18 protein-coding genes and 1 tRNA gene are annotated in these 17990 nt (G+C 62.3%); 6 read left to right on the top strand and 13 right to left on the bottom strand.

The genetic code is table 11. The features are described from left to right. Positions 1 to 134: 134 nt before the first annotated feature. Positions 135 to 1616 (bottom strand): tRNA guanosine(15) transglycosylase TgtA, encoded by a 1482-nt coding sequence (tgtA, locus tag C493_RS05630; protein WP_049889167.1) that lies wholly within the window; start codon positions 1614 to 1616, stop codon positions 135 to 137. 254 nt (positions 1617 to 1870) lie between these two features. On the opposite strand from tgtA, the gene C493_RS05625 reads away from it, so the two are divergent. Beyond that, on the top strand, positions 1871 to 3289 hold the full coding sequence (locus C493_RS05625) for a hypothetical protein (RefSeq protein WP_007258445.1): 1419 nt from the start codon (positions 1871 to 1873) through the stop codon (positions 3287 to 3289). Between the two features lie 369 nt (positions 3290 to 3658). After that, complete coding sequence (locus tag C493_RS05620; RefSeq protein ID WP_007258444.1) at positions 3659 to 4954, top strand: hypothetical protein; 1296 nt, start codon at positions 3659 to 3661, stop codon at positions 4952 to 4954. A 177-nt stretch (positions 4955 to 5131) separates the two neighbouring features. Here the strand turns inward: C493_RS05620 and C493_RS05615 are convergent, their stop codons facing one another. Continuing rightward, a complete protein-coding gene (locus C493_RS05615) occupies positions 5132 to 5686 on the bottom strand; it encodes an NUDIX hydrolase (RefSeq protein WP_007258443.1) in 555 nt (184 codons plus the stop codon). 176 nt (positions 5687 to 5862) lie between these two features. Between C493_RS05615 and C493_RS05610 the strand changes: the two genes are divergently transcribed. After that, complete coding sequence (locus C493_RS05610) at positions 5863 to 6138, top strand: PadR family transcriptional regulator (RefSeq protein ID WP_007258442.1); 276 nt, start codon at positions 5863 to 5865, stop codon at positions 6136 to 6138. A gap of 434 nt (positions 6139 to 6572) precedes the next feature. Here C493_RS05610 and C493_RS05605 read toward each other — a convergent pair whose 3' ends face one another. From C493_RS05605 to C493_RS05585, 5 genes are all read right to left on the bottom strand, one after another. After that, positions 6573 to 8021 (bottom strand): DUF4397 domain-containing protein, encoded by a 1449-nt coding sequence (locus C493_RS05605; RefSeq protein ID WP_007258441.1) that lies wholly within the window; start codon positions 8019 to 8021, stop codon positions 6573 to 6575. Positions 8022 to 8333: 312 nt separating this feature from the next. Further along, positions 8334 to 9065, bottom strand: coding sequence for a hypothetical protein (locus C493_RS05600; protein WP_007258440.1), 732 nt, complete (start codon positions 9063 to 9065; stop codon positions 8334 to 8336). Between the two features lie 67 nt (positions 9066 to 9132). Then, entirely contained in the window at positions 9133 to 10380 is a 1248-nt protein-coding gene (locus C493_RS05595) for a polysaccharide deacetylase family protein (RefSeq protein ID WP_049889158.1), read from the bottom strand. Positions 10381 to 10475: 95 nt separating this feature from the next. Continuing rightward, positions 10476 to 10739 (bottom strand): twin-arginine translocation signal domain-containing protein, encoded by a 264-nt coding sequence (locus C493_RS05590; RefSeq protein ID WP_049889166.1) that lies wholly within the window; start codon positions 10737 to 10739, stop codon positions 10476 to 10478. 74 nt (positions 10740 to 10813) lie between these two features. After that, positions 10814 to 11062, bottom strand: a complete 249-nt coding sequence (locus C493_RS05585) for a hypothetical protein (RefSeq protein ID WP_007258437.1) — start codon at positions 11060 to 11062, stop codon at positions 10814 to 10816. 124 nt (positions 11063 to 11186) lie between these two features. Between C493_RS05585 and C493_RS05580 the strand changes: the two genes are divergently transcribed. Next, positions 11187 to 11594: a TIGR03618 family F420-dependent PPOX class oxidoreductase gene (locus C493_RS05580; RefSeq protein WP_007258436.1), complete on the top strand. Its 408-nt coding sequence runs from the start codon at positions 11187 to 11189 to the stop codon at positions 11592 to 11594. Between the two features lie 19 nt (positions 11595 to 11613). On the opposite strand, the gene C493_RS05575 is transcribed toward C493_RS05580, so the two are convergent. The 4 genes from C493_RS05575 to C493_RS05560 all read right to left on the bottom strand — a co-directional run bounded on the left by C493_RS05575 (position 11614) and on the right by C493_RS05560 (position 15480). Next, the gene (locus tag C493_RS05575; RefSeq protein ID WP_049889157.1) at positions 11614 to 11817 is read right to left on the bottom strand and encodes a hypothetical protein; all 204 of its coding nucleotides are present in this window, start codon (positions 11815 to 11817) and stop codon (positions 11614 to 11616) included. Positions 11818 to 12159: 342 nt separating this feature from the next. After that, the gene (locus tag C493_RS05570; protein ID WP_007258434.1) at positions 12160 to 12636 is read right to left on the bottom strand and encodes an Lrp/AsnC family transcriptional regulator; all 477 of its coding nucleotides are present in this window, start codon (positions 12634 to 12636) and stop codon (positions 12160 to 12162) included. A 189-nt stretch (positions 12637 to 12825) separates the two neighbouring features. Further along, positions 12826 to 14055: an RNA-guided endonuclease InsQ/TnpB family protein gene (locus tag C493_RS05565; RefSeq protein ID WP_007258433.1), complete on the bottom strand. Its 1230-nt coding sequence runs from the start codon at positions 14053 to 14055 to the stop codon at positions 12826 to 12828. Positions 14056 to 14226: 171 nt separating this feature from the next. After that, positions 14227 to 15480 (bottom strand): hypothetical protein, encoded by a 1254-nt coding sequence (locus tag C493_RS05560; protein ID WP_152421102.1) that lies wholly within the window; start codon positions 15478 to 15480, stop codon positions 14227 to 14229. A gap of 505 nt (positions 15481 to 15985) precedes the next feature. Here C493_RS05560 and C493_RS05555 point away from each other — a divergent pair. After that, positions 15986 to 16135 (top strand): hypothetical protein, encoded by a 150-nt coding sequence (locus C493_RS05555; RefSeq protein WP_007258431.1) that lies wholly within the window; start codon positions 15986 to 15988, stop codon positions 16133 to 16135. Between the two features lie 383 nt (positions 16136 to 16518). Here C493_RS05555 and C493_RS05550 read toward each other — a convergent pair. Next, positions 16519 to 16591, bottom strand: a tRNA-Pro gene (locus tag C493_RS05550). 103 nt (positions 16592 to 16694) lie between these two features. Further along, the gene (gene trmY / locus C493_RS05545; protein WP_007258430.1) at positions 16695 to 17291 is read right to left on the bottom strand and encodes a tRNA (pseudouridine(54)-N(1))-methyltransferase TrmY; all 597 of its coding nucleotides are present in this window, start codon (positions 17289 to 17291) and stop codon (positions 16695 to 16697) included. 269 nt (positions 17292 to 17560) lie between these two features. On the opposite strand from trmY, the gene C493_RS23350 reads away from it, so the two are divergent. After that, complete coding sequence (locus C493_RS23350) at positions 17561 to 17734, top strand: HVO_A0556 family zinc finger protein (RefSeq protein WP_007258429.1); 174 nt, start codon at positions 17561 to 17563, stop codon at positions 17732 to 17734. Positions 17735 to 17990 lie beyond the last annotated feature (256 nt).

Here is a 17990-nt window from a genome sequence, read left to right as displayed (position 1 = left end):
ATATACCGTCTGGTCCGTCTCTAGAACGCGCACAACTAATGGTACTGACGGTAAGCCGGAATATATCGTCTGGTCCGTCTCTAGAACGCGTCTGAGCGAGGCGGATGTGGGGCGGTTGTCGACTCACTGTACAATCAGGACCGATCGCTCGAGAGGTCGGTCAGCGCCACGTCGTCGGGGAGTCGCTCGAGTACCCCGTCTGGCCAACTACGGTGGCCAAGCGTGAGATCCGTCTCCGGATTCGCCTCGGCGAGGCGGGCGACGCCGTCGGCCGCCGCCTCGAGTGCCGCCCTGTCGGTTCGTGCCGGCACTTCCGCGGTGAGCGGATAGCTCTTCGAGAGCGCCCGCGGGAACGGTCCGAACGGCGGTTCGACGCGCCAGGAGTCGTCGAACTCGTCGCCGCGTGCCGGCTGTCCTTCGGTGAGAAACAGCGAGTCCGGAACCGACAGCCGCTCGAGTCGCCGGTGGTGGCGCAACACTTCGGGTCGACGGGCGCTCTCGTGGGAGGTGTAGAAGAACGCGCCCTTCGAGACGGGGTCGCTGCGCTCGAGTTGGGCGGCGTGGTCGAGCAGGGTGCGGTAGCCGTCGAGCATCGTCGGGTGGGCGCGAGCGCGCTGTTCGACCAGTTCGAGCAGGTTGCCCGCGCGGATCGCCTGTTTGATCCGGCGAATCTCCTCGAAGGTGACGTGGAGGTTGTGCGCACCGAGTTCCGTCTCGCGTTCGTCGTCGGGCAGCGCACGCAACTCGTCGGGCGAGTGGCTCGTACAGACGGGACACGAACACGGGAGGTACTCGAGGTCCTCGAGGTTGCGGGTCCCCCGAACCGTGAGGTAGCGGTCGTCGCGCGCGTAGAGCGCGTAGGCGGCCGAATCGAACAGATCGCAGCCCATCGCGACGCCCAGCGCGAACATCATCGGGTGGCCGGCGCCGAAGAGGTGAACCGGCGCGTCGGCGCTCAGCCCGCGCTTGGCGCCGGCGACGGCGTCGACCATATCGTCGTACCGGTAGTCGTTCATCAACGGGACGACCGCGCCGACGGGGAAGACGTCGAGTTCGGTCGAGTCGGCGTGACGGCCGGCCTCCTCGCGGAGGTCCGGATACGTCGAACCCTGGACGGGCGCGCTGACGAGCATCTCGCCCGTCTCGACGGTTTCGGCGAGTTCGAGTCGCTCCTGAGTCGTCTCGAGTTCCCGCTCCGCCCGCTCGCGGGAGACGTCCGGCGGCGTCGGGATGTCGACCGGCGTGGCGATGTCGGAGCCGATCGCGCGCTGGAACTCGAGGATCTCTTCGGTGGTGACGTCGATGTCGCCGTACTCGGAGAGCTGAAATGATCCGGAATCCGTCATGATGGCGCCGGGGAACTCGAGCAGTTCGTGGAGACCGTCCTCGAGGGCGCGCTCGCGGACGTCGTCGGTGCCGTGGATGATGTAGGAGTTGGTGATGAGGATCTCGGCGCCGAACTCCTCGGCCAGCCGCCGGGGAGCGATCGTATCGAGGTTCGGGTTGATCACCGGCAACAGCGCCGGCGTCTCGACGGTGACGCCCGCTCGCGGAACGGTGAGTTCCCCGATTCGCCCGCCGGCGTCGGTGTCTCGGAGTTCGAAGTGCTCGCGCATTCGGCCGGACATTGGCGAGCGCGGCGGTAAACGTTCCGTTCTCCACCGGGTGGGATAAGGCGGTAGCGATCGCAGGCACAAGGGAATTTCTCCCGAAATCGGGCCCGAGAACCGATCTCGTGACCGTCATCGGCGTCGATACGATGAATCAGCGATTATGGACTGTTCCACGAGTACTAACTGTCGGTTTCGTCGAGATAATCTCGAAACAGTCGGCTCGTTTTAGCCGGACAGAGTCAGAAGCGTCGAGTGCAATGGTGTCACGAAAGCTCGGAGTCGTATTCGTCGCGCTAATGGTTGCGATGTCGGGAGGGCCCGCCCTCGCCAGCGCATCGGCCGGCGCGACAGACGATGGAGACGTGAGCGCAACGATCCAAGACGCAGATGTAGAGACACTCGAACTGGATAACGTTACCGTCGAAGACGCGACGATCGAGGAACTGAACGTCGAGGAGTTCGACGCTGACGTCGAGGAACTCCAGGACGAACTGGACGAGGCTGACGAAGACGCGGATGCGGATGACGAGGACGACGCTGAAACCGCATCGGCCATCCAGGACGACGCTGACGACGACGAGATGACCGATGACGACGAGATGGACGAGGAGGACGCTGACGACGCTGACGCAGAAGAAGTGACGATCTCCGACATCCAGATCGAACACCTCGAACTCGAGGACGTCTCGATCGAGGACCTCGAGCTAGAGGAGGATGACGAGCTCGAGGCTGACGACGAAGACGAAATGGATGACGACGAGGCCGACGACGAAGAGAACGGCCTCGCTGACGACGAAGACGAAATGAATGACGACGAGGCCGACGACGAGGAGAACGGCCTCGAAGATGACGACGCCGCCGAGCAGGATCTGATCGACGAGGACGCTGACGAGCTCACCGTCGAGGAGCTCACCATCGAAGAACTGAACGTCGAGACGCTGACCATCGACGAACTGACCGTCGAGGACGACGAAGCTGACGACGACGACGCACTCGACGCTGACGACGAAGACGAGACTGACGACGAAGAGAACGGCCTCGCTGACGACGAAGACGACGAGGCTGAGACCGCCGCAGTGATCCAGGACGACGCTGACGACGAGGACGAAATGGATGACGACGAGGCCGACGAAGAGAACGGCCTCGAGGACGACGAAGCTGACGACGAAGAAACTGAAGAACAAGAAATCGAGTCGCTAACCATCGAGACGTTCGACGTTGACGAGATCACCGTCGACTCGATGACCGTCGAGCAGGTCGAGGAAGCGGAGCTTGACGACGACGAAATGGATGACGACGAGGCCGACGATGAAGAGAACGGCCTCGCTGACGACGAAGACGACGAGGCTGACGACGAAGACGAGATGAACGATGACGAGATGGACGACGACGAGGCTGACGACGAGGAGACCGTCTCCCAGGCCTCTGCCAGCTCCATCGACATCGGTGACGCAACCGCCGAATCGCTGACCATCGCTGACGCCGAGGACCTCGAGGACGTCGAGGATGAGGAAGCCGACGAAACGGATGACGAAGACGAAGCAGATGACGACGACGGCCTGATGGATGACGACGAGGACGACGAGGCTGACGACGACGAGGAAGACGCTGAAGACGACGCTGACGACGAAGAGGAAGAGGAGGATGACGACGGACTCCTCCCCGACCTCTTCTAAGCGCTGATCCACAACTGATCGGCGTCGAGCGATACGACGCCCGATTCAGCCGCGCACTGCCGTATCCTTTTTTGCTGCGCCACTGAGTACCAACACGGTGACCCCCTGACGGTCCGCGACCGAACGTCTCAACACCGAGACCAGTAACGAAGCGTTCTCGGGGCCGGATAGTAAGTCAACAGCGATCGCAGGCACAAGTCGTATTTTGGCCCGACAGAGCTCAATACTCGGCGCTGTACTGGTCTCTGATTCGGAGACGATGAACGCTCGATTAGCGCACGCGACGTGATTTCAAACTGTGCGTTTCTCGAACCCAACGCTGTAACAGTCGGCCCACTTTAGCGCCGTGTCGCCGGTAGTGTCGACCGCATGGTTTCACGACTGCAGCAAAGCGGCGTCGTTCTCGTCGCCCTGCTGGTCGCGCTCTCGGGGGGTCCCGCCCTCGCTGGTGCCGCGACCGCGACCGGGGCGAACGACGACGCCGGAGACGTGGGCGAAGCGACACTCGAAAACGTACAGGTCGGTGAACTCGAACTCGACGACGTCACCATCGAGGACGCGACGATCGAGGAACTGAACGCCGAAACCTTCGACGTCGACGAGGACCTCGACGAGGAACTCGAGGACGTTGAGACGGACGACGAAGACGAGGACGCGAACGATGGCGACGCTGCTGACGACGATGCTGCCGACGACGAAGACGCGATGGACGACACGGCGGACGGTGACGTGACGATCTCGGACATCCAGATCGAACAACTCGAGTTCGAGACCGTCTCGATCGAGGATCTCGAGCTAGAGGAGGATGACGAGATGGCTGACGACGAGGCCGACGAGGAGAACGGCCTCGCTGACGACGAAGACGACGAGGCCGAAACCGCCGCAGTGATCCAGGACGACGCTGACGACGACGAGATGGCTGACGACGAGGCCGACGAGGAGAACGGCCTCGCTGACGACGCCGGCGAGCAGGATCTGATCGACGAGGACGCTGACGAACTCACCATCGAAAACCTCACCATCGAGTCGATGACCGTCGAGCAGCTGTCGATCGACGATCTCGAGGTCGACGACGGCGGGCTCCTCGACGACATCAGCGACTGGTTCGACGGCCTCTTCAACGACGACGATGAGAACGACGAGGCCGACGAGGAGGCGGCCGTCCAGGAAGAGGAAGAGCCTGAAGACGAGGCCGCTGACGAGGACGAAGAAGACGCTGACGCCGACGACGAGGAGGCACAGACCCAACAGATCGACGACCTCACGATCGAGGAGTTCGACGTCGAGGCGGTCTCGATCGATTCGATGACGATCGAGGAACTCGAGGAAGCTGACGACGAAGACGCGGACGACGAAGACGCGGACGACGAAGCGCCTGACGACGAAGACGCGGACGAGAACGCAAACGACGCTGACGAGGCGGCCGCCGTGCAGGACGACCCCGACGAGGACGCCGAGGACGATGCTGACGCCGAAATCGTCTCACAGGCGTCGGCAACCGCGATCTCGATCGACACCGCGAACGCCGAGTCGATGACGATCGCCGATGCGAGCGACCTCGAGGACATCGAGGAAGACACCGACGACGGTGACGAGGACGAAGACGACGCCGACAACGCCGACGCTGACGACGACCCTGCTGACGGAGACGAAGACGCCGAGTAATCGATGATCGGCGCGCCGGCCTGATCGAGTCGACCGCTCGTTCGGCCCTCGGTCCGGTCGAGTGCCGACCGGCAACCGACCGAGAGCGAAAACGAGCCGGCTCACACCCGTCTCAGTTCGATTTTTTAGTACCCGAGTCGAGACTGGTGGCAGCGGCCCCGTCGACCCGTTGGGCCGCTACGAGTCGGCTTCGAACAGCTGATAGTAGGAGACGGCCAGCACGGTCCGGCCGTCGCGAATCTCGCCCGCGCGGACCGACTCGAGGAGGTCGTCGAACGCCGTCGGCGTCACGCGGATGCTCTCGTTGTGATCGAGTCGTTGTTCGGCGGTCGGCCGACAGCCGCGGGCGACGACGAAGTGCATCACCGAGTCGGCGAGGCCGTTCGCCGGTTCCACGGTCACCAGCGACTCGAGCGTCTCGGCCTCGTGGCCCGTTTCTTCGGCCAGTTCGCGACGGGCCGCCGCCTCGAGGTCGTCGTCTTCGGGTTCGGTTCCGCCAACCGGGAGTCCGTAGTTGACGCGGTCGACGGCCTGGCGCCACTCCTCGATACAGACGACGTCGCCGTTGGGGGTAAACGGAAGCACGCAGACGCTCGCGGGCTCGGAGAGGTAATCGAACTCGGTCTCGGTGCCGTCGGGAAGCCGAACGCGGTCGTTAACGACGTTGAAGCCCGGACAACTGTAGGCTACTTCGCTCTCGAGCGTCTCCCAGGCGAGCGGATCGGTGGGCATGTCGGGTCGTACGGCGGTTGCTGTCAAAAACGCCGCGTCACCGACGCACGAACGCGGCGGTCCATAATGGGGAGGGTTACCCCGTCCTATGCCGTGCGTTCTGCGCTCCGGGACGTCCGTACCGGCTCTATAACAAAGTCACAGATGAGTGAAGGTCGTCACTCAGAGGGTGATCCATGGATCAGCTAACCGGATTTCAGCGTGACTTGCTGTACGTAATTGCAGGGAAGGATCGACCGTCGGGACAGGAGATTCTCGACGACATCAACAACTACATCGATCAACCGGTCACACACGGCCGGCTGTATCCCAACCTCGATACGCTCGTCGAAAAAGAGCTCGTCGAGAAGGGACAGCTCGATCGACGGACGAATTACTACGCGCTGACGCCGAAAGGTCGTCGAGCGTTGCAACGACGCCAGGAGTGGGTTAACCAGTACGTCGACGTCTGACACCCCTGGCAGTTCTCTCATCATCGCTCGGACGCCGTCCGCTCTCTCCTACCAGTCGCTGCGTCGAACCGACGAGCAGCGCACTCGATCAGCGACGTCCGTCGTTTCGACGGGCCGTCTCGAGTATCCGCGCCGACGTACAACGACGGTCTCGAGTCGACGGCTACTGCGGTCAGGGGCGCGTCTCCGGAATTGCGATAGGAGCCACTGACAGTCGCTGCACGCCCGGTCACAGGACTGCGTTGCGCTCGGGATCTTCTGTTCGTTTCAGTGGCTCCTATCGCGCTCTCGGTCGACGAGTGTCGCTCTCGAGACGGTCTCGACGGCCCACTGACCAGGTCGTCCTATCGAGAAACTGACGGCTCCGCGTCGTCGATCACGCTAAAAAAGCGGCGTTCGAATCGGCGGGTGGATGGCGCGTCGACGGTCGCCGATCAGTCGTCCGCGGTTAGCGGATCTTCCTCTTCGGCGTCGTCGTAGTCGTCGTCCTCATCGTAGTCGTCGTCTTCGAGGTCGTCGTCTTCGAGGTCGTCGTCATCGTCGTAGTCGTCATCGAGCTCGTCCTCGTCATCGTCATCCTCGAGCTCGTCGTCCTCGTCGTCCGGTTCCTCGATTTCTTCCTCGTCAGGATCGGCTTCCTCCGGTTCCTCGTCGGCCTCTTCTTCTTCCGTGCCGTCGACGACGAGACGGATTTCGAACGGTCGGTCGTCCTCGTCATCGTCGTCGTCGTAGTCGTCCTGGACGAGCGATCCGGTCTCCGGTTCGTCGACGTCGTCTTCCTCCTCGTCTTCGTCTTCGAGACCGTTTTCGAGATCCTCGTCGTCGAACTGCTCGAAGTAGCCGATCGCGAACGCCGTGTAGGCCGTTCCCTCCTCGAACTCGACGTCGACTGACGTGAGGGGGTCTGGCTGATCGATTACTTCGTCGTCTCCGAGTTCGGCGTCGTCCTCGTCGTCATCGTCGTCTTCGAGGTCGTCGTCGTCCTCGAGGCCGTTCTCGAGGTCGTCATCGTCGTCGTCCTGGATCGCCGACGCGGTTTCGGGCTCGGCGTCCTCGTCGTCTCCCTCTCCGTCGGGTGCCGCGCCCAGATCGTTTTCGTCAGCTTCGAAGATGTCGAGCGTCTGCTCGCCGGGACCGACGGGAGCGTAGCCGGAGGGTTCGGCGAAGGCGACGTCCTCGAACAGCGAGAGTCCCTCTTCGACGCCGATGTCGACCGTCGGTGCGTCGGGTGACGCGTGAACGATCCGCAGCTGTGCGGTTTCTTCTTCGACCTCGTCGGGCTGGGCGTCGTACAGCAACAGGACGTCGAACGTTCCCGTGTCGGGCTCGTCGTCGTCGTCGTCCTCGGGATCGTCCTCGAGACCGTTTTCGAGATCGTCGTCGTCCTCGAGGTCGTCATCGTCGTCGTCTTCGAGGCCGTTCTCGAGGTCGTCGTCCTGTACGGCCGACGCGGTTTCGGGCTCGTCGACGTCCTCGTCGTCTCCGGTGACCGGATCGTCTTCGTCGGCTTCGAGCTCGCCGATCGCAGCGGCCGTATAGAAGTCCGTGTCGACCGAGAGGGAGTCCTCGTAGACCGGTTCGTCGTCGCCGGCGGCCGTAATCGTCAGCGTGTACGTGCCGGGTGCGATCTCGAGGTACGGCGAGAGTTCGTCGTAGCCGACGTCCGAGAGGATCTGCTGGTCGTCGACGTAGACGTCCACCTCGGGTGCGTCGGGCGAGAAGTGTCCGACGCGGATCGCGCCGACCTCCTCGTCGTCGGGGACCTCGTCGGCGTCGCGCTCGTCGTCTTCGTGTTCGTTGACGGCCAGTGCGGATCCGGTGACGGCTGTTCCCGCACCGACTACGCCGATCGCCTTGATCGTCGAACGTCGTGATAGAGTCATGCTACGTTCAGAAAGGGGGGCGAAATCGGGAAAAACGGCTCAGTCAGTTCTCCTGATTGTCGTCGCGTTTATTCGAAACGGATTCGCGTAGTTCGCTCGTAACGTTCGAAACGCGACCCTACAGCCCGGTACGGACGCCGAACACCGAGTCGCTTATACCGACGGCTGGTGGGCCGGCGAGGAACGGTCGCTGCGCTGAACCGTCAGCGTCGACGACTGCAAAACGCGTCCGCGCTGAGAATCGAAACGTCCCGAGTCGCTCGACGGCCGCGAGTTCACGACCGACGTCGCATCGACTACTTGTCGGCGGTATCACTCGTTCTCGGCGAACGAAACGGTAGCGAGGTCGGCCTCGAGTTCGTCGACGTGCTCGTTGAACGACTCGACGAACAGCGGGACGTCCTCCGCGAGGCGTCGGACTTCGGTCGCCGCGGGCGGACCGTACTGTGAGATGAGGTACGTGCCGTCCGAGCCGCCGACCCGGAGGTAGGAGGCGACGTCACCGTCGTACTTGAGCTCCCAGCGGGTGCCGCCGATCGTCGTCGCGTACGTGCCGTACTCTCCCTCGTAGCGGTAGAGTTCGCTCGCCATCGCGTTTCCGACCTCGCGAATCCGCTCGATGATGCGGTCGCGTTCGGCGACCAGTTCGGCCGTCGTCTCTATCTCGGGGAACGTCTCGGGGACGTCCACGAGCAGTCCGTCCATCGAACGAACGTACGCGTTGTAGGCCGCGACGAACGCGCCGTAGTCGGCGAGCGCCGTCTCGAGCGCCTCGGGTTCGGGCGGGTGTTTGCTCGAGACGACGTAGATTTCGTCGCCCGATCGCGGATCGAAACGGAGGTACTGAACGTCGCCGGCTTCGTACTTCAGCGTCCACGAGCCGTCCTCGGTCTCGAAGGTCTCCTGTCCGTAGTCTCCGCCCTGGAAGACGGCCAGTTCGCGCGCGATTTCGCCGGCGTGGGTGCGGATGCGACTCGCCAGTTCGTCGCGCCGCGTCGCGACGTCGCCCAACTCCTCGACGTCCGCTTCGAGTCCCTCGGTCATCAGTCGGGAGAGGGACTCGAGACCGATACCCGTTGCGCTCGCGGCCGCCGTCTCGGTCGGGGACGCGTCACTCCCCGTCCGCGTCGAAGACGTACTCGGATTCGATGTCGGCGAGCGTGATGACCTCGAGATCGCCGTTCTCGACGTGGTCGGCGAGCAGCGCCATCGTTTCTTCGAACCGCTCGACGACGTCGCCCTCGAGCGCGTAGTAACAAAGCGAGGTGATGCCACCCAGTTCGGCCGTCCGTTCGAGCAATTCCTCGGCGTCCTCGACCTCAGGGTCGACGACGCGTGGGTAGCGGGCCGGATCGGCGACGTAGCCCTGGACGGGGTAGCCGAGTTCGAAGCCCAGATCGTAGGTTTCGGCGGCGTATTCGAGAGAGCTCCCGTCGTATCGACCGACCGGATACGAGACGTAGCCGGCGCCGTCGTCGTACCCTTCCGCCTCGAGCCACTCGCGAGCCTCCGCGAGCTGGTCGGCCTGGTCGTCCGGCTCGAGGTCCGGAAGCTGGTGGGCGTTTGCCGTGTGGCTGGCGATCGTCCAGCCGGCGTCCGACAGCTCCTCGAGCTGTGCTTCGGTAAACCGCTCGCCCTCGTGATCGTCGAGGGCACGAATCAGGTCCGTCGGGACGAACGCCGTAGCGGGGTAGCCGTACTCCTCGAGGACGGGAAATCCCTCGTCGTAGATGGATTCGTGACCGTTGTCGAACTGGATCGTCACCAGCCCCGTCTCGGGACGGGGAACGAGGTGGAGATCGTCGAGCAGGAGTTCCTGTTCGGCGTCTTCGCCGGCGAAGAAGGCGACGTGGATCGTCGTAATGTCGGTCGGATCGACGTCGTCGGCGGCGGTGTCGATGCCGAAGTTACACCGCCGTGGTTCGTCGGCCTCGTGGACCGTCGTTCGAAAGTCGAGGACGTTGCCACTGTCGTCGAACAACTGCAGGAGGACCGTGACGGTGTCGTCGGGCGCAACTGCCAGTCCGGGGCTCGCTTCCGAGCAGTCGAGCGGTTCGGGCAGTTCCCGGACCATTCGCGCTCCGTCGTCGTCGCTACCGGCCGCGAGTCTGACGGCCGTCTCCCCGACGCCCGCGTCCTCGTCGACCAGCGACGCGTTCCCCGAGACGACCGTCCAGGCCTCGAGATCCGCGAACTCGTCGATCGTGCCGTCGTCGCCGGCGGCTTCGAGTGCGGGCGGGTCGTCGCCGTCGTCGGGTTCGTCGTCGGGTTCGTCGTCCTCGGCATCCGGTCGGACGAAGTCCATGCAGCCGGCGATCGAGGCCGCTGCTGCCGTCGCTAGATAGATCCGACGTCTCATGCCGGTCGAGTTTATCGTCGAACGAGTTTGTTATGGAATGGATAGCGGGCCGAACACGTGTCCGCTTTCGGTAGTGACTCGACCGATACCGCTCGTCAGTCTCCGTTTTCGCCTTCGTCTTCGTCGTCTGTGACTTCTGGCTCGTCGGGGTCGTCGCCCTCGTCTTTCATGTCCTGTCCGTTTCCGGTCCCCTCTTCGGCGTCGGGATCCGTTTCGTCTTCGGGACCGTCCGGCGGTCCCTCATCGTCGTCTCCGTTTTCTTCCTCGCCAGGTCCGCCACAGCCGGCGACCAGCGCGGCCGCAGCTGCTGCACCCGATACCTGTAGCAGCCGCCGTCGCGTTCGCCGTGTTCGGTTCACGGCGAATTCGTTGCCGTCGCGGGCGGATAAGCCGATAGCCGACACTCGCCGGCGTCGACCCGACGGCGACGCGGTTACCAGTAACCGCGACGCGACGTGGGGCCGCTCGCATCGAACCGTTCGACTCGCGGCCCCGGTTCGAAAAAATCACCGCGGGCGTCGTACTCGACCCACCCCTCGAGAACCATCGTCTCGAGGACGTCACGAACGAGCCCGGGGTCGTAGCCGTCGATCTCGCGGGGACGAAGCGGGAGCCCGCGACAGATCATCCATTCGAGGACGTCGTTCCAGATGGCGTCGCGCTCCGGATTGCGCGCGTACATGCGTTATCTGGCGATACCGGACGACGGTCATCAATCTTCTGACCACATTGGACAACGGGTCACGCGTTTCGTCCCTCCACATGGAGGCAGTAGACGGAAGCGACGGGCCGTCAAACCGTGGGCTATGGCCTCGATTCCTGGGTCGTTCCACGATCTGTTCGAAACGGAAACGTTCGCACACGTCGCGACGCTCACTGGAGACGCAGACCCCCACGTCACGCCGGTCTGGGTCGACTACGACGCCGACGACGAGCGGCTCCTGATCAACACCGAGCGCGGTCGTCGCAAGGAGCGAAACGTCCGCGAAGATCCCTCGGTCGGCGTCAGCATGATCGATCCCGAGAACCCGTATCGACGGCTCTCGATCATCGGGACGGTCGACGAAATCACTACCGAGGGCGCTCGAGCGCACATCGACGAACTCGCGCGGCGATACACGGACAACGACGAGTACACGACCCCGATCGAAACCGAACGGGTCCTCCTCCGGATCCGAATCGACGACGTCGTCGACGCCCAGGATACGAGTTGAGAACTGCTCGCGGTTCGGTTCACCCGTCGTCTCCGTCGGTCGTCTCGGCCCAATTGGAGTAAGACGGTCTCGGGTCGTACCGTCGCGTCCGGTGGTTGAGAAGTTCTACTTCGTGGGTACGTTCGGCGTGATCGTTGAACACCGCCTGTGCGTCCTCGAGTCCCTCGACGAGTCGATCCATTCCACAGGTGTGACAGACGCACCTGTAGCAGTCGTCACTCATCGCTCGCCGATCGTCGGGTGTGGTGTGGTGGTTGGCCGCTACGTCTAGCCGCTGGTTTGGTAACGATCGAGAGGGGCGTGTCGATGCTGGCTCTTTGGTGTGCGGTGCTGGTACCGTCGAAAGATGATACACGTGTTCGTAAGGACATATAGTGCGTCTCTGGGTGATTGCTCTCTGGCAACTGCTCGGTGCGAGTCGACTCGACTCGGTAGACATCGTGAACGACTCGTTCGAGGATACAAAAACACACTACCTAAGCTATTTGGAAACAAAGGCGGTCTTTATTGGCGCTTGTATTTTCGAATGTGATCAGATGGAATTTGACCACAGACAAAGCGCGATTCAGTCGTCGACGACGTGCTGACCAAAGTGACCGAACGGTCGTCGCCGCTCCTCGCGGAGGAGGCTCTCCCGCTCGATCGTCAGCGGCAGATCGTCTAACCCGGCAGTAATCTCGTTGACCTCTTCGGTAGTCTTGGCGACCGCCAGCACCTGGACGTTCTCACGCGCACTCAGCATCTCGTCGACTTTGACGACGTGTGGCAACTCGAGCGCCTGGCCGGCAACCTGGTGGCGCTTTTTCGTCGGAGCCGTACAGGAAAACTGGAGTCGAATCGGGAACCCGGCCTTCTCGTAGTTGACGATCGGTACGTACCCCTCGATGACTCCCTCTTCCTCGAGTCGGTCGATTCGGTTTCGGATCGTCGTGTCCGTCACCGGGAGTTGTTCGGCCATGTCGACCGGCGTCGTCGAGCGCGCGTTCTGCTGGAGGAGATGCAAGATCCCGTAATCGATTTCGTCGAGTCCGTCGGCAGCCATACACGGGATATCCGAACAGGAAATAAAGGATCTTCGGGTCTCGCGGCGAGTATACGGTGCGTACGTGGCTGGCAATGCCGAACTCGTTCGGGCGCGAACGACGTCCGCCACTCGAGCGCTGTCGGTACGCGCGTCGTTCCGTCGGGGAGTCGCTCCTCGTTGAGATACCCACGACTGAAGTCGTGGGATTCAGCGTGGACTCCCGTTCTGGCCACTAACAGTGGCAGGAGAATAGCCTCCATTCACGTTCAACATCCCGCTGTTCAAGCGCACGCCCAAGGGTGCGCCTCCGTCGCCGCCAGTCTGGTTACGACGGAGATACCGCAAGCCGATGTTCTTCGCGGCGTTGTAATCCGCGTGGTTTTCGTACCCGCACTTCAGACACTCGAACTCCTCGCCATCACGGTTGTCAGGGTGCGTGAACCCACAGTTCGAGCAACGCCGTGACGTGTTCTCAGGGTCAACCTGCTCCACCGTGATGGCGTATTCCTCGGCTTTGTACTCAACGTAGTCGTAGAGGCGGTCGAACGCCCACTTATGCCCCCACGACGCGCCAGTCCGTTCACGAATGCCGGTTAAATCCTCGAACGCGATGACCGTACACTCGTTCTCACGAGCCTCAGCGACGAGTTCGTTGCTGATGCGGTGCATCAACAACTTGAACCGACCTTCCTCTTTCCGTCCGACTGACTGGATGTTCTGGTGTGCCCAGCGCGTCCCGCACTGTTGGAGCGAGCCACGGCGTTTCTCGTATTCATGTCGCCAGTGGTCGAACTCGTCGCCCGTCCAGAATGTGCCCGTCGAGGTGACAGCGAGGTTGTTCACGCCGAGGTCAACCCCGAGAACCGTTCCGTTCTCAGGTGTTGGCTGTTCCGACGTGTCAGACACCACTTCCATCTTGCAGTGGATGTGAAGCACCCAGTCGCCGTCACGGTAGTGTAGTTCCGCACCCGTCGTTTCGTATTCGTCTGAAAACAGGTACTCCGAATGCGGTGTGTCACTATCCTCGTCGGGCAGTATGTAGTCGGCTTCGATGCGACCGTCGGTCGTGGCCAGACTCACGTACTCGTCGTAGAAGGTGGCGGTACGTTTGTCGTAGACGACGTGTGGACTGGTGAACGTCGGCTTCGAAGCTTTCTTGCCGTTTTTCCAGCGTGCGACGACGCTCTTGCAGGCTTCAGCGGCCTTGTTCCGAGCGGCTTGGACCAGTCCACCGTTGAATCCGTCCGTTTGCTCGCGTATGTCGTCGTAGGTTTCGTCGTCGAGCGTGGTTTTGTTGGTGGTAACGTATTCGCCTTTGAAAGCGTGGTCTACGACGGACTGGGCCGACCAGAGGAATGTGTCTACGGTGTCTTCGAGGAGTACGGCGTCGTCGCTATCCACGTCGAGTGCAACGGGGACGGTGCGCCGTACTCCCATATGTTATATCTATAACTAGTGTTTCTTAAACGTTGGAGAGTCGGCTTGCTACTGTAGCGTGGTTTGGTTCAGCAGTGACGGATTCATCCCACGGCTAAAGCCGTGGGTTTTCTCCTCGATTTCGTATAACCGACGCGATCGAGGGGAATCGTCAGCAGTTCGGTCGAATCGTTACGTATTGCAGTCGTCGTCGCACTCGGTATCCGCGGGCTTCTCCGAGGCGATTTCTTTGCCGTCGTCGGTGAGCGTCACGTACGTCTTGCGGTCGTTGTGCTCGGTCACGCGGAACGTCGTCGACTCCTTTCCGTCGAGGTAGAGCTTGCCACCCTGGCCGTCGCCTTCGACGGACCAGTTGACTTTGACCTCCTTCTTGCTGCGGTTGTGAACCCGGAACTTCGCTTCGCGGACCGTCGCGGTTCCCTCGAGCCCATCGAGGTCGTCCGTCGAGAACCCGCTGTCGTCGATGACATTGTTCTCGGCGTCCACGGCGCCGTCGTAATCGTCCTCGTCGACTTCCTCGCCGTCGACGATCATCTCGCCGTCGGGGTCGAAGTCCTCGTCGACACCCGTCACGTCGCTACCGACGGTGTTCCCGACGGTGGTGTCGTCCAGGTCGGCGATGTCGGTCTCCGCGTCCTTATAACAGACCGGCTCGAGTTCGATGTAGTCGCCGTTCTTTTTCTTCGAATCGTCGCCCTTGCAGTCGGCCTCGTCGACCTTCACGGAGTCGACCTTTTTGCCGTCGTAGTAGAGGTCGACGTTACTGTCCTTGGAGATGATGCCGGCCCAGAAGGTCTCGTCGGCGTTTTTCGGCACGGTGAGCGTGCCGCTCAGCTTGTCGACGTCGATCCCCATCTCTTTGAGTCGCTTCTCGCTGACGACCTGGCGCAGGTCGAACATGCGCTTGCCCACGTCGAGCGTGGTTCCCTCGAGGGTGACCTGTTTGCCCTCGAGATCCTCGAGATCGAGGTCGCCGACGTCGAACGCGTCTTCGAAGCCGTTGTCGTCCGGAACGTCCTCGATTCCGTTGGCGTCGGTGATATCATCGAGGTCGTCGATATCCTCGAAGCCGTTGTCGTCCGGAATGTCTTCGATCCCGTTGGCGTCGGTGAGGTCGTCCAGATCCTCGAAGTCGAAGTCGTCGATACTGACCTTCCAGTCGACCTTCGCGTTCTTCGTATCGTCGTTCACGACACGGAACTCGGCATCACCCTTGCCGTGACAGACGAGCTCGAGCGTGAGCGTCCCCTTGGGATCGTCGTTTTTCTTATCCTTGGTATCCGTGTCGTCCGTTCCCTTCTCTTTGGACTGGTCGTCGCCCGCGAACACGTTCGAAACCCCGAGCGCCGCCCCGCCGAGGGCAGTCCCTGCAGCGCCGATTCCAAACAAGCTCTGACGTCGTGAAAGTCGGTTTTCCTCTGACATGATCTGTCCGCCCACGGACCGGCCGTCGTGACCGTCGCAGGCACTGAACACTCACAGCGCACCGACTATTGTTATCCCGTAGCTGTAGCCTACGCTAAGAAACAGGACGAGATGACTGTTCTGCAGTGATGACTGTACAAATTTCCCCGTTGGATTACCGCTCGACGCACCGAAATAAGAGTCCCATATCGACGGTACTCGATACCTTCGGCAGCTACCTTCGGGTATTGCTGGCTCTTCAGCGTCGTTCGGTCGTCGTGTCTAGCCGTTGAACGGCACACACGACGACACGAGAGATGGGGGAGGGGTGCCGAGATAATAACCCCCTTCACCAGTTCGATTGGGACTCGAGACGATAAGGGAGGGACGTCCCGCCACGCTTTCGGCGCCGCGGTCGTTCGTCGCCCTCATTCTTCGAATCGAAACAGTCATTCGAGGTGGCCCACCTCTCTTTCAGTGACGTATGGCGAACAGTGATGATGCCAATAGGGTGTTAGCGTCGTGTGTGGAGTGCAGTTCCGTCTACGCCGCACGACAGTGGCCAGACGGCGAGATCCAGGCGATCGGCAACGACGGCTGCAGTTGCGGATCGACCGATTTCGAACTCGTACAGACGGTCGACGAGTCTTCGGCGGGCGAAACGGGCGCCGAGTGATCGGCCGCACTCGCGTCTCGGACTCGAGTCAGACGGCCGCTACACTCTGTCTCTGGTGACGGGGAAGGGAAGAGAGGAGAGGGAAAACTGGGATCGGTGCAAATCTCGAACAGATGCGAGACGGTCGCGCTCACTTTGTTCACGCGCTGCGACTCGCGTGCTTGAAGCTGCGGGACCACGTTTCGGTATCAGATACCCGTCGCTGACGCTCCTCGTATTTCGTTGCGGGGGAAGTTGGCCGGCGCAGATTACGAACCACGCCCAGAGGTTCCTGCTCGCTTCGCTGCGCGGGCTGCCTCTGGTCTACTTCGAATCTGCTTGGGTCCATTCCCCCGCATCGCAGACCGCTCGCTGCGCTCGCGGATTTTGCGATGCGGGAAAAGTGGGCCGGCGCAGATTCGAACTGCGGTTACGGCCACCCGAAGGCCGAAGGATACCAAGCTACCCCACCGGCCCGCATTCGAACAGTGCGCGTCCGTTCGTTTAACGCTTGCGAAAGGTGTGCTGTGGTCGTGTGCAAGCAGTTCTCAGCCTCGAGCCACCCGTTCGAGCCCCCGCCTCAGAATTCAGTGTAGCCGTCCGTATCGAGGTAGTGGTGGGCGACCGTAATTGCCTGGTCGGCGTGCAGTCGCGTCGGCCCGAGTCGAACGCGCCGGTCGGCGGCGTCGGCCACCGTCGCCGCTTCCGCATCGGTGAAATTACGGTGATCAGAGAGTACGAACGCGGGATTGTCGAGACCGTCGACGTCGGTCACGGCGTCTCCGTCTTCGTGGAGTTGGACGACCGTCCCCGCTTCGGCAACGTCCTCGAGCGTGGCCTCGAGACCGCGGCGATAGACGGAGACGCCGGGACTGGGTTCGGCCGGCAGCGCGCCGATGGCCTCGTCGCGGTGCTCGAGGGCGTTGCGAATCAGCGCGGCGGTGCTTCGCTCGTCGGGATTTAGCCGTCGAAGCTCGCTTCCGTCGAACGTGATCGTGAACGTATCCTGGGCGACGAGGTGCGTGCGAACGTCTTCACGAATTCCGTGGGAGGTGACGAACGACGACGTGATCGATCGACAGAGGGCGTCGAGTCGACCGGCTCCGCCGGCGAGGTCGTCGAGCGAGAAGTCGGCGTCGAGCGGCACGTCGTGGCCGAGACAGACGAACTGGCGCATATCGGTACGGCGTGGCGCATCGAGTTAGCCCCCACGGTTCGCGCCGCCCGGGTAGCGGGCCCCAACGAATTGTTCGGTGATCGATTCGATCCGCGTTCGCCGTTCCGCTCGGTTTCGAGCCCGCGGTCGAGAACGGCCGCATCGAACGAACGCCGCTGACGTGTCTCTTCGCCGGACAGTCAGGTGGTTTGATAGTAGCCGTTCGGTCGACAATGACATTGCATAGGCATGGCCAACCGTTTCGAGTATCTCGGGTATGGGTTCCCTATATGGCGAAATCACAGTCGTCTCCGTCGGACGGTGCAGATCGGCAGTTACTCGCGGCACTCGACGGTCGCCCCTGTTCGTACTGCTCGGCGGGAACGCTCGAGCGTGCCGTCTACAAGGGCAACGAAGCAGTCGTCTGTGACAGCTGCGACACCCCGCAGGCACAGCTGTGGTGACGGTCCGCGGGTCCGGACACCCGTTCGAGCCACTCGCCCCACTCTGCCTGTAGACCATCGACGCCCTCGTCTACGAAATCGGGACGTATCCGAGCGTAAGTAGCGGTGCGATCGCAACCACGCTCAGCTGTCACTGTCGCGTTCCGGCTCGAGTCACCGCCGGCTCCGGCTGTCGATCACGCGGTCCGTCGGTACGGACGACTCGCGCTACCGTCGGTCTGTCTCTTATACACATCTCTGAGCGGGCTGGCAAGGC

The sequence above is a fragment of the Natronolimnohabitans innermongolicus JCM 12255 genome, assembly GCF_000337215.1.
Classification (GTDB): Archaea; Halobacteriota; Halobacteria; order Halobacteriales; family Natrialbaceae; genus Natronolimnohabitans; species Natronolimnohabitans innermongolicus.
The sequence above is the reverse complement of the archived record's forward strand: the minus strand, read 5'-3'. Positions and strand labels throughout refer to the sequence as shown.